At 66.3% G+C, this 15,138-nt stretch carries 14 protein-coding genes; 10 read left to right on the top strand and 4 right to left on the bottom strand.

Annotated features, from left to right (window positions below; translation table 11 throughout):
- Positions 1 to 3: 3 nt before the first annotated feature.
- Together BW971_RS04015 and mfd are read right to left on the bottom strand one after the other, a co-directional pair.
- The gene (locus BW971_RS04015; RefSeq protein WP_407701190.1) at positions 4 to 678 is read right to left on the bottom strand and encodes a nucleoside triphosphate pyrophosphohydrolase; all 675 of its coding nucleotides are present in this window, start codon (positions 676 to 678) and stop codon (positions 4 to 6) included.
- Entirely contained in the window at positions 675 to 4,322 is a 3,648-nt protein-coding gene (gene mfd, locus BW971_RS04010) for a transcription-repair coupling factor (protein WP_234974224.1), read from the bottom strand. The genes BW971_RS04015 and mfd overlap by 4 nt, the downstream gene beginning before the upstream one ends.
- 99 nt (positions 4,323 to 4,421) lie before the next feature.
- Here mfd and BW971_RS04005 point away from each other — a divergent pair, with 99 nt between their 5' ends.
- Positions 4,422 to 4,955, top strand: coding sequence for a GNAT family N-acetyltransferase (locus BW971_RS04005; RefSeq protein WP_076477368.1), 534 nt, complete (start codon positions 4,422 to 4,424; stop codon positions 4,953 to 4,955).
- 36 nt (positions 4,956 to 4,991) lie between these two features.
- Here the strand turns inward: BW971_RS04005 and BW971_RS04000 are convergent, their stop codons facing one another.
- Positions 4,992 to 5,597 carry a TetR/AcrR family transcriptional regulator gene (locus BW971_RS04000; protein ID WP_076477366.1) on the bottom strand — a complete coding sequence of 202 codons (606 nt, stop codon included), beginning with the start codon at positions 5,595 to 5,597 and terminating at the stop codon, positions 4,992 to 4,994.
- A gap of 142 nt (positions 5,598 to 5,739) precedes the next feature.
- Between BW971_RS04000 and BW971_RS03995 the strand changes: the two genes are divergently transcribed.
- A complete protein-coding gene (locus BW971_RS03995) occupies positions 5,740 to 6,771 on the top strand; it encodes an ArsR/SmtB family transcription factor (protein WP_159441827.1) in 1,032 nt (343 codons plus the stop codon).
- 6 nt (positions 6,772 to 6,777) lie between these two features.
- On the opposite strand, the gene BW971_RS03990 is transcribed toward BW971_RS03995, so the two are convergent.
- Positions 6,778 to 7,395 carry a TetR/AcrR family transcriptional regulator gene (locus tag BW971_RS03990; RefSeq protein WP_076477364.1) on the bottom strand — a complete coding sequence of 206 codons (618 nt, stop codon included), beginning with the start codon at positions 7,393 to 7,395 and terminating at the stop codon, positions 6,778 to 6,780.
- A 106-nt stretch (positions 7,396 to 7,501) separates the two neighbouring features.
- On the opposite strand from BW971_RS03990, the gene BW971_RS03985 reads away from it, so the two are divergent.
- From BW971_RS03985 to BW971_RS03950, 8 genes are all read left to right on the top strand, one after another.
- Positions 7,502 to 8,590 carry an ABC transporter permease gene (locus tag BW971_RS03985; RefSeq protein ID WP_143690191.1) on the top strand — a complete coding sequence of 363 codons (1,089 nt, stop codon included), beginning with the start codon at positions 7,502 to 7,504 and terminating at the stop codon, positions 8,588 to 8,590.
- Between the two features lie 259 nt (positions 8,591 to 8,849).
- Entirely contained in the window at positions 8,850 to 9,800 is a 951-nt protein-coding gene (locus BW971_RS03980; RefSeq protein WP_076476784.1) for an ACP S-malonyltransferase, read from the top strand.
- Positions 9,801 to 9,802: 2 nt separating this feature from the next.
- A complete protein-coding gene (locus BW971_RS03975) occupies positions 9,803 to 11,422 on the top strand; it encodes an AMP-binding protein (protein ID WP_076477362.1) in 1,620 nt (539 codons plus the stop codon).
- Positions 11,423 to 11,426: 4 nt separating this feature from the next.
- Entirely contained in the window at positions 11,427 to 11,666 is a 240-nt protein-coding gene (locus BW971_RS03970) for a phosphopantetheine-binding protein (RefSeq protein WP_076476782.1), read from the top strand.
- A gap of 79 nt (positions 11,667 to 11,745) precedes the next feature.
- Positions 11,746 to 12,939 (top strand): beta-ketoacyl-[acyl-carrier-protein] synthase family protein, encoded by a 1,194-nt coding sequence (locus BW971_RS03965; RefSeq protein WP_083709299.1) that lies wholly within the window; start codon positions 11,746 to 11,748, stop codon positions 12,937 to 12,939.
- A 63-nt stretch (positions 12,940 to 13,002) separates the two neighbouring features.
- The gene (locus tag BW971_RS03960) at positions 13,003 to 13,254 is read left to right on the top strand and encodes an acyl carrier protein (RefSeq protein WP_076476778.1); all 252 of its coding nucleotides are present in this window, start codon (positions 13,003 to 13,005) and stop codon (positions 13,252 to 13,254) included.
- Positions 13,251 to 13,733 (top strand): MaoC/PaaZ C-terminal domain-containing protein, encoded by a 483-nt coding sequence (locus BW971_RS03955; protein WP_076476776.1) that lies wholly within the window; start codon positions 13,251 to 13,253, stop codon positions 13,731 to 13,733. The genes BW971_RS03960 and BW971_RS03955 overlap by 4 nt, the downstream gene beginning before the upstream one ends.
- On the top strand, positions 13,730 to 15,130 hold the full coding sequence (locus tag BW971_RS03950) for an FAD-binding oxidoreductase (protein ID WP_083709256.1): 1,401 nt from the start codon (positions 13,730 to 13,732) through the stop codon (positions 15,128 to 15,130). Before BW971_RS03955 ends, BW971_RS03950 begins: the two co-directional genes overlap by 4 nt.
- The last annotated feature ends 8 nt before the right edge of the window (positions 15,131 to 15,138 follow it).

Here is a 15,138-nt window from a genome sequence, read left to right as displayed (position 1 = left end):
GGCTCAGAGGTAGTCGCGCCAGTCAGCCGGTGCGGTGAGCCGCCTGCCGTCGACGCGAGCCCGCGCCTCGGCGTCGGCGATGGCGGCCATGAACACCAAGACCCGCTGCCTGGCATCGTCTTCCACGCTGCGGTCGCCCGGGATGACCCTGATGGTGGTGAGATCGTCGGGAAACAGGTCGGCGGGGAATCCCGCCGCGAGCAACCGTTCGAACACCTTCTGGGCCAGCGCCAGCGCCGGTTGCGAGGTGGCCACACCGTCGAGCACCGAAGTCCGCTGCTTCTCGGCGGCCTTGCGATCCTCCCACTGCCGGATCTGTGCTTCGATATCGGTCTCACCGGAGAGCACGCCCGCGGATCGACTCGAGATCTTCGTGGTGAACGCCGTGGCCACATCGTCGATGTCGAAGGGTGCATCCGGGTGGTCGGCGGCGATCCTGGCGTGGAAGAGCACCTGGAGCAACAGATCCGCCAGTTCCTCCAGCACGTCGTCGGGGTCTCCGGAGTCGATGGCGTCGAGCAGTTCGTAGGTCTCCTCGAGCAGATAGCGCCGCAGCGAGTCGTGGGTCTGCTGCCCCTCCCACGGTCCGGTACGTCGCAACCGGTCCATCAGGGCGACCGCCTCCAGCAGCGCCGCACCGGTGCGCACATCCGCCGCGGTCGGTTCGCCGTCGGTCACGCCGATCGCCCCGGCGCCTCGGCGACGTGGACACGCATGTCCCGCGACCCCGGGTTCTCACCGTGTACCGCGAGCAACAGGTCGGCGACCACCTGCACCAGTGCGACGTCGCGTACCCGGTCGCTGCCCACGCCGCCGGTGCGCGGGATCGGGATGGTCACCACCGATGTCGAAGCACGGTAGTTCGACCCGGGGAACAACCGGGCCAGCCGCACCTGCTTGCTGTCGGGCAGATGGAGCGGGGCCACTTTCACCTGGGTGCCGGTGGCACCGACCTCGGTGACCCCGTACTCGCGGCACAGCAGACGAAGCTTGGCGATGGACACCAGCCGGGCCACCTCCGGCGGGATCGGCCCGTACCGATCGATCAACTCGTCGACCGCCGACTGGACGTCGGCGTCGTCGTTCGCCGACGCCAACTTGCGGTACGCCTCCAGGCGGAGTCGATCGGAGTCGACGTAGTCGGCGGGGATGTGCGCATCGACGGGGAGGTCGATCCGCACCTCCCTGCTCTCCTCGTTCGCGATGGGGGTGCCGTCGGCGGCTGCGCGGTAGGCCTCCACCGCCTCCCCCACCAGACGCACGTAGAGGTCGAAGCCCACTCCGGCGACGTGGCCGGATTGCTCTGCTCCCAGAACGTTTCCGGCACCGCGGAGCTCCAAGTCCTTCAGCGCGACGGCCATACCCGCGCCCAGTTCGTTGTTCTGCGCGATGGTGGACAAGCGGTCGTAGGCGGTCTCGGTGAGCGGCTTCTCCGAGTTGTAGAGCAGGTAGGCGTAACCGCGCTCGCGTGAGCGCCCCACCCGCCCGCGCAACTGGTGCAACTGCGAGAGGCCCAGCGCCTCCGCGCGGTCCACGATCAGGGTGTTGGCGTTGGAGATGTCGAGGCCGGTCTCGATGATGGTGGTGCACACCAAGACGTCGTACTCACGGTTCCAGAACCCGGCGACCGTGCGTTCGAGCTGATCCTCGTTCATCTGGCCGTGGGCGACCACCACCCGCGCCTCCGGGACCATGTCCTGGATCTGCTTGGCGGTCTTATCGATCGTCGACACTCGGTTGTGCACGTAGAACACCTGGCCGTCGCGAAGCAGTTCGCGGCGGATGGCCGCGCCGACCTGTTTGGGCTGATAAGCACCCACATAGGTCAACACGGGATGGCGTTCCTCGGGCGGGGTGAGGATTGTCGACATCTCGCGGATGCCCGCCATCGACATCTCCAGCGTGCGCGGGATCGGTGTCGCCGACATGGTCAACACATCGACGTGGGTGCGCAACGACTTGATGTGCTCCTTGTGTTCCACGCCGAATCGCTGTTCCTCGTCGACGATCACCAATCCGAGATCCTTCCAACGCACACCGGTCTGCAGCAGGCGGTGGGTGCCGACCACGATGTCGGCTTCACCCGCGGCGATCGCATCGATGGTCTCCCGGGACTCGGTGGCGTCGGTGAATCGGGAGAGACCCTTGATGCGGACCGGGAACCCCGCCATCCGCTCGGTGAACGTCTGCAGGTGTTGTTGCGCCAGAATGGTTGTGGGCACCAGGACCGCGACCTGTTTGCCGTCCTGCACGGCCTTGAACGCCGCTCGCACGGCGATCTCGGTCTTGCCGTATCCCACGTCGCCAACGATGACGCGATCCATCGGTACCGCGCGTTCCATGTCGGACTTCACCTCGCCGATGACCGTCATCTGATCGACGGTCTCGGTGAAGCCGAACGCGTCCTCCATCTCGCGCTGCCAGGGGGTGTCCGCGGCGAAGGCGTGTCCGGGGGCGGCGTGCCGCGCCGCGTACAACTGCACCAACTCACCGGCGATCTCACGAACCGCTTTGCGCGCCTTACGTTTGGTGTTCTGCCAATCCGAACCACCCAGCTTCGACAGCGACGGTTGTTCACCACCCACGTACCGCGACAATTGATCCAGCGAGTCCATGGGTACGAAGAGTCGGTCACCGGGATGACCACGCTTGCTGGGTGCGTACTCGATGACCAGGTATTCACGGCGGGCACCACCGACGGTGCGCTCGATCATCTCGACGAACCGGCCGATGCCGTGTTGATCGTGCACCACCATGTCACCGGCGCTCAGCGCCAGCGGGTCCACCTGATTACGGCGTTTGGCAGGCATGCGTTTGCCGTCGTTGCCACCCGCGACCCGCATACCGGTGAGGTCCGACTCGGTGACCACGACCAGTCCGGCGTCGGGACAGATCAGTCCCCCGCGCAAGGTGCCGCACAGGACGGTCACCACCCCGGGTTCCGGTTGCGCCCCGGCCTCGGCGATGGTCCCGGGGACCTCCGCCTCACCCAGTCGTTCGACCATGCGCTCGGCCGTTCCCTTACCCGCCAACACCATTGCCGCACGACCACCCGCGGCCGCGTGGGCCCGCAGACTCGCGAAGGTCTTTCCGACGTCATCCTCTGATCCCCGCGGCGCCGGTCCCGGTTGCAGATCCAGATGCACGATGGAGTCGTCGTCGAGATCACCGGACTCCAACGGACTCAACGTCCACCACGGATGCTTCGCGTCCGACGTCGCCGCACGCACCTCGTCGAGTGATCGGTATGCCCCCGCCGCCAGATCGATCCCGGCGGCCTCACCGTCGATGGGTGCGTCCGACCCCACCGCCGCGGCGGTCCAGGACGCCTCGAGGAACTCCGCCCCGGTCTTGGCCAGGTCCGCCGCGCGGGTACGTACCTTCTCGGGGTCCAGCACCAGCACATGGGTTCCCGACGGCAGCACCTCGGTGAGCAGTTGCATCGGCCCGGGAACCAGAGCCGGGATCAATGCCTCCATACCCTCCACCGCGATACCCTCGGCCAGCTTCGCCAGCATCTCGGTGACCGGCCCGGTCGCTGACTGCTCCGCGAGCAGTTCGGCGGCCCGCTCCCGCACCTGCGGGGTCAGCAGCAACTCGCGGCACGGGTGCACGTGTACCACCGGTACGTCGAGATCGTCGTGACTGCGCTGATCGGCCACCGCGAAGGCGCGCATCTCGGTGATCTCGTCACCCCAGAACTCCAGGCGGACCGGATGATCGGCGGTGGTCGGAAACAGGTCGAGGATGCCGCCGCGCACGGCGAACTCACCGCGCTTGCCGACCATGTCCACCCGCTCGTATGCCATCTCGGCGAGCGTCTCGATCAACCGGTCGAAATCGGTCTCCAGACCCTCACGGAGGGTGATGGCCTCCACGTCCCCGAGACCCGGGGCCATCGGCTGCACCAACGAGCGGACGGTGGTCACCACCACCGCGGGTGGCGGACCGAAAACCGGGTCCAGAGGATGCCGCAGTCGATGCAAGACCGCCAGACGTTGACCGACGGTGTCCGCACTGGGCGACAGCCGCTCGTGCGGCAGGGTCTCCCAGGACGGAAACTGCACCACCGCGTCGCCGATCATCGACCTGAGTTCCACGGTCAGGTCGTCGGCCTCCCGGCCGTTCGCGGTGACCAGCAGCAAAGGTCCACCGGTCTCGGTGCTGCCGAGGGTTGCCGCGACGAACGGTCGGGCGGCGTCGGGCGCGGTGATCGACAGATGCGGCTCCCCGAGCCGCTCCACGATCCCGGCCAACGACCGATCACCGCAGACGACACGGGCCAGCCCTTCCAGAGCGAGCCCCGATTGAGCTGAATCCACTCTGTGGAGTCTAAGCGCCGGGGTCATCGGTCGGTGACGCCGCCTCGGCCTGCGTGCGGATCACCGAGGCGACGGATCGGATGGCTACAGTGGGTGGCCATGTCGGTCACCATCCGTCCTGCCGCACCCGACGACTGCGCTCAGATCGCCGAGATCTACCGGCACTACGTCGACCACTCGGTCATCACCTTCGACTACGAATCCCCCTCGGTCGGGGAGTGGCAGACCAAGCGCGCGGCCATCGACACCGCCGGGCGTCCGTTCCTGGTCGGTGTCGAGCACGACGGCACGGTGGTTGGCTTCGCCTACCTGAACGACTTCCGACCCAAGCAGGCGTACGACTGGACCGTCGAGGACACCATCTACCTTCATCCTCGCCACGTGGGGCACGGGACCGGGCGACGACTGCTCACCGAGCTGATCGCCGCGGCCCGCCCGGAGACGGTGCGCCGGGTGATCGCCGTGATCGCGGTGATCGACAACGACGCCTCGGTCCGTCTGCACGCTCGCGCGGGTTTCACCGAGGTGGGCACGCTGCGTCGAGTCGGATTCAAACACGACACCTGGGTCGACTGTGTCTTCATGCAACTCGATCTCGACCCCGGCGACGACCCGGACATCGCACCCGGCTGAGCGACGACTCGGCATGGCGCGGCAGTCACCGCGGCTTCACTCCTGATGGGGCGCCGGCTCGACCAGGTCCGGCGCGATCTCGAGGTTCTCCAGCCCGTTCCAACACAGGTTGACCAGGTGGGCCGCGACCACCTCCTTGGACGGTTCGCGGACGTCGAGCCACCATTGCGCCGCACCGGTCACCGCCCCCACCAGCGCCTGCGCGTACAGCGGGGCCAAGGCGGGGTCACGACCACGGCGTTCGAAGTCACCGCCGAGGATGTGTTCCACCTGACTGACCGCGTCGTTGAGCAGACTCGAGTAGGTGGTCTCCCCCCCGCTCGACACCCCGCGCATCAGGATCTGGAACCCGTCGGTGCGCTCCTCCATGTAGGTGAGCAACGCCAGCGCCACCTGCTGCACGCGATACCGGGAACGGTTCTCCGTGAGCGACGAGGTGATGACGTCGAGCAATGTCTCCATCTCCCGGTCGACAACCACCGCGTACAAGCCCTCTTTGCCGCCGAAATGCTCGTAAACAACGGGTTTCGAGACCGCCGCCCGCTGCGCGATCTCCTCCACCGACGTCGCGTCGAAGCCGCGTTCGGCAAACAGACCGCGTGCCACATCAATGAGCTGCAGGCGTCGTTGCGGGCCGGTCATCCGGGCGCGTGGCGCCCCGCGGATCTTGTCCGCCCTGTCGTCCACGGCACCGATGATATGCGCTGTAACCTGCGTCGCATTGCCGATACCAACTGGTATCGGAATGTTACGCTCGGCGAACCATCTGAACATCGGAGCAATCATGCTGATTCTCGAGGATGTCTCGGCCGTACCCGAAGTCCGTGTACGAACACTCCCCGGTGTCGAGTGCTGCCTCGCCCTCTGGGCGGCATCGCGCGGTAACAACGAGCAGATGTCGCGAGCAGCGGTGGCGCTGCGCGAGGCGTTGCCGTCGTGGGCTCAGACCGCCCGACAACGCCTCGACCGAGACCTGCCGCGCTGGCCGTTGGCGCTGATCCAGACCATGTACCGGTTGGATTCACCCAACCCACGATCGCTTCAGGAGGCCCTGGTCACCCAGGACCCGGAACTGCTGGCCGAGGATCTGGCCCTCGACCAGTCGTCGAGTTCGCTGCAACCGGCGGCACTGGCCGACCTGGTGCGGCTGACCATCAAGGGATTCCTGGACGCCGGGTTCGCCGATCACTGGAACGGCGACCTCGATCACATCGAGCGGACCAATCAGCGGCTGGAACGGTGGGTGCGTTTCAACTCGGTCCGCGCCATCGCATCGGTTGCCGCACGCATCTTCTTCGACGAGGACTACGACCGCTTGGTCGTCGCCCGCGGCAGCGGTGTGGAGATGGTGTCGTGCCGCGACATCGACGGCGTCGACATCATGCCGACGTACTGGGTCAGCCGCACGGCAGCCACCGCGCACGTCCCCGGCCGTATCGGCCTCGCGGTCAGTTGCGGACCCGATGTCCTCGACGACTCGGTGCGGATCGAGCGGATCGAGCAGATGTTGCGCGCGCTCGGCAGCGACCACGGGCTACAGATAGTGCTGCTGTGCCTGGAGCGCCCACGGACGACCTCCGAACTGTGCCCGCTGCTGCACGTGACGGCAGCCCCGGTGTCGCGGCAGCTGAAGCGACTGGAGAACGCCGGCCTGGTCCACGGCGAGCGGAGTGGGCGTTTCGTCGTCTACTCGACGACCATCGAAGCCTGTCAGATGCTCGGCAACGACATCTCCAGACTCGCCGAGCGCATCAATCGTGAGGTGGCCCAGACGATGTGCGAGAGCCTGTCCTCCGCCAAGGTCGCCTCGGCCTGACCGCGCTCACGCCGGCTGCCGGACGATGTTCGCGAGAAGCCGGCCGAGCAACCCGTCCGACACCGCGTCCGGATCCACCATGTGCTCGATGGCCAGACCGTTGGACAACGCCAACGCCGCCAACGCGAGATCCGATACCGAGACACCCGCACGCAACTCCTCGGGCCAGAACTCACTCACCGCGTCCTCGACACGTCGGCGCAGTCGCCGACGGAACTCGATGAATCCGCTCCCGTTGTCGGGTTGGCGAACCGTTCGGATCCAGAACTCGAGAAACAGCAACTGCCAATGGGGGTCGGCTCGAACGGCAGCCGACAGCCGATCCCCCACCATCCGAGGGAAGTCGTCCTTGTGGATCGACGGGTCGTCGTCGCCCTTGGCCAGCTCCGCGGTCACCGACGTCACCCGATCCGCGATCTCGGCCTCGATCAACGCCTGAAAGAGCTCATCCTTGGTGGAGAAGTTGGAGTAGACGGCACCCTTGGTGAATCCCGCCTGCTGTGCCACCCGGTCGAGGGACGCGCCATCGTAACCGCGCTCAGCGAAAACCACACGCGCCGAAGCGAGTATGGCCTCGCGGACATCAGCACGGCGAGTGCGCTTCCGTGTCTCGCCCTGTCTCATCGTGTACACCTCTCGATCACGTCACGGCCCCATGGACAATACCAGCGAGTATCGGATACTCTCTGGTATCCAATACTCATCGGTATCGAGAGAGGCGGGTGACGCGATGCCATCCCACAACGCGCAGGCCGACACAGCACAGACATCCAGTTCGACTCCCCCGCGGCCGAAACTCCCCACATGGCTGGTGTGCGTCGTCGTACTCCTGCTGCAACTCGGCTTCATCCTGTCCTTCGTGGGTGCGTTCCATGCCCCCCACCCGCACAGAATCCCGGTGACGGTGGTGGGATCACCACCCGTCGCCCAGAAGATCGCCGGCGACCTCAACCGACTCGACGGAGCACCCGTCCGTGCGGTCGCGGCCACCGATCTCGGTGCCGCGCGCGACGATCTGGGTCACGGGCGAACGTCAGGCGTCCTGGTGCCCGATCAGACGTCCGACTCCGACACCCTTCTCATCGCCAGTGCCGGAGGCACTTCGGTGGGAACGGCGCTGACCAAGACCATCGGCGCCGTCGACCGGGCACGCGGCCGCACCGTCAGTGTCACCGATGCCGTTCCGCTGCAATCCGGTGACGGCAACGGACTCACGGGTTTCTATCTCGTCGTGGGTTGGATCATCGGAGGCTACCTACTTGCCGCGGTACTCGGAGTTCTCCAGGGTGCCAAACCCGCCGGGCCGGCAGCTGCGGCCCGTCGCCTACTCGTCTTCGTGCCCTACGCACTCGCCTCGGGGATACTCGGAGCGGTCGTGGTGGGGCCGGTGCTCGGCGCACTGCACGGTGATCTACTCCTGCTCACCGCGATCGGCGCTCTGACGGTGATGGCATCGGCGGCCACCACGATCGCACTGCAGACGATCTTCGGCATCGTCGGGATCGCCATCACCATCGTGATCTTCGTGATCCTCGGAAACCCCAGTGCCGGCGGCGCGTATCAGGCGTCTCTCCTCCCCCCGTTCTGGCGCGCGATCAGCTCGGCGATCCCCAATGGAGCCGGAACGGATGCCGTGCGCAAATCGGTTTATTTCGCCGGCACGGCCATCGGCCCGAACATCTGGACGCTCGTGGCCTACATCACCGTGGGCGTCCTGATCACCCTCGTCGTCTCGTACCGATCATCGACTCGAGGCAATCCACCGGCCGATCACGACGCCGCACAGCCCGACCGAGCACTGGCGGCGCCGTCGACCTGACACCGGCGACGATCCGCCTCACCAGATCCGGACTCCGCATCCCTTCGCCGGGATGCGGAGTCCGTTCTTCTGCAGAACTCATTCTCGATAGTTATTCTTAAGCATCTCTTGACTTTTGACCACACGATGGTCATGATTGGTTACGTTCCCACGATCCTTCGGTGACCGTAGGGTGTCTCTCGTGTTTCCGATTGCTTTGATGCGCAATCGAAGATCTGATCTGTGTTGTTCTGGCGCCTGCCGCTCATAACGTGCAGGCATGCACACACCGAATCCCGATTCATACACCGGCACAACGGTGTACATGTTCCCCGGGCAGGGAAGCCAGGTGCCCGGAATGCGACAGGTTGTCGCGTCTTGGTGCCCGGAGTTGCTGGACGTCGCCGACCGACTCGTCGGCGAACCACTGATGGTGCGCCCCACCGACGACACCCGGTTGCTGCAGCCGGCAATCTACCTGGCCAGCATCGCCGGTTGGCTCTGCGCAGCCGATCTGCGGGACTCCGGCAACCCGCCGCCGTCGATCCCGGCGATCCCGGCCGCCGATGTGATCCTCGGACACTCGCTCGGCGAGGTGGCGGCGCTCGCCGTGGGAGGTGCGTTCTCCGCCCTCGACGGTCTGCACATCGTGGTCCGTCGCGGCGAGTTGATGGCCGAGGCCGCAGCGGCGCAGCCCGGTGGCGGCATGATGGCCGCGCTCGGTGCGCCCGCGGAGACGGTCCAGAACCTCGCCGCCGATCTCTCGTTGATCGTCGCGACCGACAACGCACCCGGGCAGACCGTCCTCGCCGGTCGACGCGACGACCTGGAACGCGCGGAACACGCGTTGTTCGCCGACGGACACAAGGCAGTGCTTCTTCCCATCGAAGGAGCGTTCCACTCACCCGAGATGAATTGCATCAAAGACGAATTCATCTCCGCGGTGCATGCCGCCACCCCGCACACCCCCGGGGTTCCGGTCATCTCGAGCCACACCGGGCGGGAGTTCACCGACGTGCCGTCTCAACTCGGTGACAGCCTCGTCGGCGCGGTCAACTTCCGACAGTCCCTGCTGGCCCTCCGTCAGCGCGGATTCACCGACTTCGTCGATTGCGGTCCCGGACATGTACTGGCGCGCCTGGTCCGGCGCACTCTCGGCACCGACGCCACATCCATCTACGACCTCCATGACGGGCAGCTCGTCATGCCCCCGCTGCAGAAAGGCGCGTGACCATGCAACTTTTCGAAGCTCTCACCGAACCCGCATCCGCACATTCGACCTACAGTTCGGCGGAGGGCAACCGGCTGGTCGATCGCCCGTGGTCGGACGTCGTCCATGTCGCGGAGACCTATGCCGCAGGGCTGTCCGACCGTGGTATCGGCACAGGTTCGCGGGTCGGCTGCGTGCTGGGCAACGATCTGGATTCCACCGCGTTCCTGCTCGGCGTGTGGTGGACCGGCGCCACTCTGATGTCCTTCCCCACACCGGCGCGAGGCGTCGACCCCGTCGACTATCTGGCGCAGCTACGCATGCTGTGTGGTCGCACCAGGGCCGAATTGCTGGTGCTGGACGAGGAATTCGCCGGCATGGTCGACGCGGGCAATACTCCCGTGATCGGGTACCGGTCGCTGCCCAGGCAGCGCCGGGTACCCCAGAACTTCCCCGGTGACGACGAGATCGCCTTCGTTCAGTACTCGTCGGGCAGCACCAGCGCGCCGAAGGGATGCAGTCTCACCCCGGCCGCCATCGGCAATCAGCTCGACCTGATCAGCGCACGACTCGAGCCCGACCCGGCCACCGGTGCGGTGTACTCGTGGCTCCCCCTGTCCCACGACATGGGCCTGTTCGGGGGATTGTTGTGGCCGTGGGCGAGCGGCCAGTCGCTGGTGCAGAGCAGTCCCACGCGCTTCCTGCGAGCGCCGTACACCTGGCTGGAGGAGTGCGTCGAACGCAGTGTCACCACGACCGTGGGACCCAGCTTCGGTTTGTCCATCGCGCTCCGCGCGGCCCGAAGATCCACACCGAAGGGAAGGCTCTCGCTGCGCGACTGGATCATCGGATCCGATCCGATCGAGTACGGATTGATCAACGAGGCGGTGGACGTCCTCGGTGACATCGGCCTGCGATCGTCGGTGTTCCAACCCGCCTACGGGATGGCCGAGACCACCCTCGCCGTCTCGATGACGGTGTCCGGCAGTGATCCACGGCCGTACCGGGTGGATCTCGACGCCCTGTACCGGGGTGAGCTGGCCGAAGCCGCGACGAACGACCGCGCGGCCGCCATCGTCTCCTGCGGTCCGCCGATGGCCGGCACCGACGTCTGGATCGACGGCGACGAGGAGATCGGCGAGATCATGGTTCGGTCCCCCAGCATGGCCACGGGATATCTCGACGACCCGGAGCGCACGGCCAGGACGTTCCCGTCACCCGGCGTGTTGCGAACCGGGGATCGCGGGTTCATCCGCGACGGCGAACTGTACGTGATCGGCCGTGACGACGACATGGTGTCGGTCGGCGGGCGCAACGTGTACACGTCGATTCTGGAGAACCGGCTGGGTTCGGATCCGCGAGTTCGTTCCGGTAGTTGCGCTCTCGTCGACGTACAGCGCGACGAGGACCGCTCGTTGATCGTCGTGCTCGAACCCGCCGCCGCCGACATCGACTTCGCGGCGACCGCCCGATCGGTCCGTGCCGCCGCGGCCACCGAAGCCGGGATCGGGATCAGCGAGTGCGTCTTCGTACCACGGGGACAGTTGCCGAAGAGTCCGAGCGGCAAGATCCAGCGCTTCAAGTGCCGAGCGATCGCCGGTGGCGACGACGGCAATCTGCTCGCTCGGGTCGCGGTGGGCTGAGGCGATGGCAACCGTGTTCACCCAGGATCAGGTGGTCGACGTGGTGGTCGAACTACTGGTGGAGAAGAACCGCGACACCGATGGGGTCACCGTCGACTCCGCGTTCGCCGACATCGGACTCGACAGTGTCGATTACGCCGAGTTGTTCATGGCGCTGGAGGACTCCGCCGGCGCCCGCCTCGATCCGGACTCGGCCAGTCGCCTCATCCGCGTCGGTGACCTGATGTCTCTGCGACCGCTGTGACCTCACCCCGAAGGATTCCGACGGCCCAGACGGCCCCAACGGTTCAGACGACTCGGACGAGCAGGAAAGGACTCTCATGATGAACACACCTGTCAGCATCACCGGTGTCGGGGCGGTGTCCGCCTTCGGCTGCGGTGTGGGCACGCTGGTCGACGCCTGGACAGCCGGTCAGAGTGCATTGAGCGAGACCGGTGGCAGCTACGACGACTTCGATCCCGCTGCCGTCATCAGCAGGTCTCAGATACGTCGCACCGACAGATATGCGCAGATGGCCCTGGTCGCGTGCGACGAGGCCACCGCGCAGGCGGGTTGGAAACAGGGGCTGCCGTATGCGGGCGACCGCATCGGATGCGTGGTGGCGACCACCGCCTCCGGCGCCGACACCGTGGCCACCGAGCTGAGCATGCTGAACGACAAGGGTGAGAAGGCCGTCGCCGCGCTGCGGGTGATGCTGTCCGCACCGGACTCGACGGCCGTCCTCATCTCCATGTCACTCGGCCTGCAGGGTGAGTGCTACGGCATGTCGGGCGCCTGTGCGGGTGGCGCGATGGCGATCGGCCAAGGTGTGCGGATGATCCGCTCCGGCCACGCCGATGCGGTGGTCGTCGGCGGGGCGGACGCCGGTTCCGCGCGACTGGTGCGTGCCATGTACCGCAATCTGGGCGCGATGTCCCCCACCGGCCGGTGCCGGCCGTTCGATGTCGACCGGGACGGTTTTCTTCCCGGTGAGGGGGCCGCGATCATGGTGCTGGAGAATGCCGAACTGGCCCGGGCACGTCAGGCACCGGTATTGGGTTCGGTGCTGGGTTACGGATCAGCCAGCGACGCAACCCATCTCACCATGCCGGACCAGTCGGGCCAGGAGCGGACGGTCTCGTCCGCACTGGCCGACGCCGGACTCGAACCCGAGGACATCGCATACATCAACGCACACGGCACCGGAACCCGACACAACGACGTCATCGAGACGGCGGCTCTCGCTGCGGTGCTCGGCAAGTCCGGTGACGACATCCCGATGTCGTCGGTGAAGTCGGCGATCGGACACCTACAGGGTGCTGCGGGAGCCATCGAGGCCATCGCGACCCTCGAGGTGTTGCGGCGCGGTGTCGTCGCACCCACTGTGGGACTGCGGACACCCGACCCGGAACTGTCCCTGCACTGCCTGCCCTCGGTGGCCACCCCACTCGACCCCGGATGTACGTCGTTCGCCGGACTCAGCAATTCCTTCGGCCTCGGCGGACACAACGCGACCCTGCTCCTCCAGGCCGCGTGATCGACTGCTCTGCAACATCGTTCCTCCATCACCACTCGTCAGCCCATCAGCAAGGAGACCGTCATGACCGAAACCACCATCGACACCACCGACCAGGAGTTCCGTGAGATCGTCCTCGGACTCATCGCCGAGCAGGCGGCCGCCGAGGTGACCGCCGACAGCAAACTCTCCGAGCTCGACCTCGACTCGCTCGACGTCGTCGAACTCGTGCACACGGTCAAGTTCAAGTTCGACATCGCCCTGACCGCGTTCGATGTCATCCATGCGGGCACGGCAGGCGAGGTGGCCGATATCGTCGTGGACAAGCGCGGATGAGCGCGCCGGCGATCGCGCGGCCACAGGAGCACTTCTCTCGCGGATTCGACGAGTTGCGGGTCGGTGACTCCTTTCGGACCGGCGGACGGACCATCACCGAGACCGACGTCGTGAATTTCTCGGTCTGGACGGGAGACATGCTGCCGTCGCACATCGACCGACACTGGGCGGCCGAGCACAGTCTGCACGGCCGGCGGGTCGCGAACGGGCTGCTGGTGCTCTCCTACACCCTGGGTCTGTTGCCCATCGACCACGAGCACGCCCTCGCACTGCGACGGATGAACAGTGTGACGTTCAAACGACCGACGTTTCTCGGCGACACCGTCCACGCCGAGGGCGAGATCACCGACCTGCGCAGGCTCGACGAGTTCGGCTCGGTCCAGACACGGGTCAGTTCGGTCAACCAGGACGGCGTGACCGTTGTGGTGGGCTACTTCGACATGCTCTGGCGGCTCGAGACCAGGAAGGATCTACCATGACCCACACCCTCTCGCATCAATCGGTCGGTGACGTCGTCGCAGCGGTGACCGACGCACTCGACGGCCGTCTCGACGGACGCGTCATCACCCCGTCCGACAGCGATTACGACACCGCGCGTGCACTGTTCAACGGAATGATCGACAGGCGCCCAGCGGTCATCATCCGGTGCCGCACCGAACAGGACATCGTCGCCGCGGTGGCCTGCGTCCACGGGATCGACGTGGACATCGCCGTGCGATGCGGCGGACACAGCGTGGCGGGTCACTCCGTGTGTGACGACGGTGTCGTCATCGACCTGACCGAGATGCGCTCGGTCTCGGTCGATCCGGCGCGGCGCACCGCGACCGCCCAGGGCGGCGCGTTGTGGCAGGACTTCGACCTCGTGGCCGGGCGCGCGGGTCTGGCGACACCCGGCGGGGTCATATCCACCACGGGGGTCGCAGGATTCACCGTGGGTGGCGGGGTCGGCTGGCTGTCACGTCGTTTCGGGATGACCTGCGACAACGTCGTCGGTGCGCGAGTGGTCACTCCGGACCACGGTGTGCTGACCGCGTCGGCGGACGAGAACCCGGAACTGTTCTGGGCCATCCGCGGTGGCGGTGGCAACTTCGGTGTCGTCAGCGAGATCACCCTGCAACTGCACGACGTGTCCACGGTGATCGGTGGCGTGGCCGCCTTCGACCTGACCGATGGTGTGGCCGTGGTCCGCCATTACCGCGACGTCATGGACTCCGCGCCCGACCAACTCGGTGCGATCCTCGACTTCGCCCCCGCCGTCGACGACGAGACGCGGACGCAGGTCTCGCTCATCTCATGTGACTCGGACGTCTCGGACGAGGGTGGGCAGTCGACCCGGGAGCTGCAATCCGTTCCCGACGTGACGCCCGTGGGCAAACTCGTTCACCGTGAATTCCCTTATGCCATGTGGCAGACCATGCTCGACCACACCGCTCCGCACGGACGGCTCAACTATTGGAAGACAGTGTTCCTGGACGAGGTGTCGGATGCCGTCGTCGACACCCTCGTCGACATCGCGGCGACGTTGCCGTCGGCAGTCAGTCGGATGCACCTGATCCGGATGGGCGGGTTCGCCAGCCGATGCGAACCCGGTGCGACGGCGTTCACCGCGCGGCACCATCCCTACGTGGTGCACCTCATCACGTCGTGGGAGGATCCCGAGGCGACAGCGGGATGCGTGCGATGGACGCGAGAGGCCTACGACCGGCTCGAACCCTTCGCCGCGGAGGGCGCCTATCTGAACTTCATCGGCGACGAGGGTCAGGATCGCATCCGTGCGAGCTTCGGTGAGGAGACCTACCAGCGGCTGCGCGCCGTGAAGCGACAGTTCGACCCGCACAACCGCTTTCATCTCAATCAGAACATCGAACCCGACTGATCCCCGCA

Origin of the sequence: Williamsia sterculiae, assembly GCF_900156495.1 — a bacterium.
Taxonomy (GTDB): domain Bacteria; phylum Actinomycetota; class Actinomycetes; order Mycobacteriales; family Mycobacteriaceae; genus Williamsia_B; species Williamsia_B sterculiae.
This window is presented reverse-complemented; position numbering and strand designations above follow the sequence as displayed.

Coding starts and splice junctions, on each gene's coding strand:
- BW971_RS04005 (WP_076477368.1), top strand. CDS start 4,422: ATGTCGGTCACCATCCGTCCTGCCGCACCCGACGACTGCGCTCAGATC.
- BW971_RS04000 (WP_076477366.1), bottom strand. CDS start 5,597: ATGACCGGCCCGCAACGACGCCTGCAGCTCATTGATGTGGCACGCGGT.
- BW971_RS03995 (WP_159441827.1), top strand. CDS start 5,740: ATGCTGATTCTCGAGGATGTCTCGGCCGTACCCGAAGTCCGTGTACGA.
- BW971_RS03990 (WP_076477364.1), bottom strand. CDS start 7,395: ATGAGACAGGGCGAGACACGGAAGCGCACTCGCCGTGCTGATGTCCGC.
- BW971_RS03985 (WP_143690191.1), top strand. CDS start 7,502: ATGCCATCCCACAACGCGCAGGCCGACACAGCACAGACATCCAGTTCG.
- BW971_RS03980 (WP_076476784.1), top strand. CDS start 8,850: ATGCACACACCGAATCCCGATTCATACACCGGCACAACGGTGTACATG.
- BW971_RS03975 (WP_076477362.1), top strand. CDS start 9,803: ATGCAACTTTTCGAAGCTCTCACCGAACCCGCATCCGCACATTCGACC.
- BW971_RS03970 (WP_076476782.1), top strand. CDS start 11,427: ATGGCAACCGTGTTCACCCAGGATCAGGTGGTCGACGTGGTGGTCGAA.
- BW971_RS03965 (WP_083709299.1), top strand. CDS start 11,746: ATGAACACACCTGTCAGCATCACCGGTGTCGGGGCGGTGTCCGCCTTC.
- BW971_RS03960 (WP_076476778.1), top strand. CDS start 13,003: ATGACCGAAACCACCATCGACACCACCGACCAGGAGTTCCGTGAGATC.
- BW971_RS03955 (WP_076476776.1), top strand. CDS start 13,251: ATGAGCGCGCCGGCGATCGCGCGGCCACAGGAGCACTTCTCTCGCGGA.
- BW971_RS03950 (WP_083709256.1), top strand. CDS start 13,730: ATGACCCACACCCTCTCGCATCAATCGGTCGGTGACGTCGTCGCAGCG.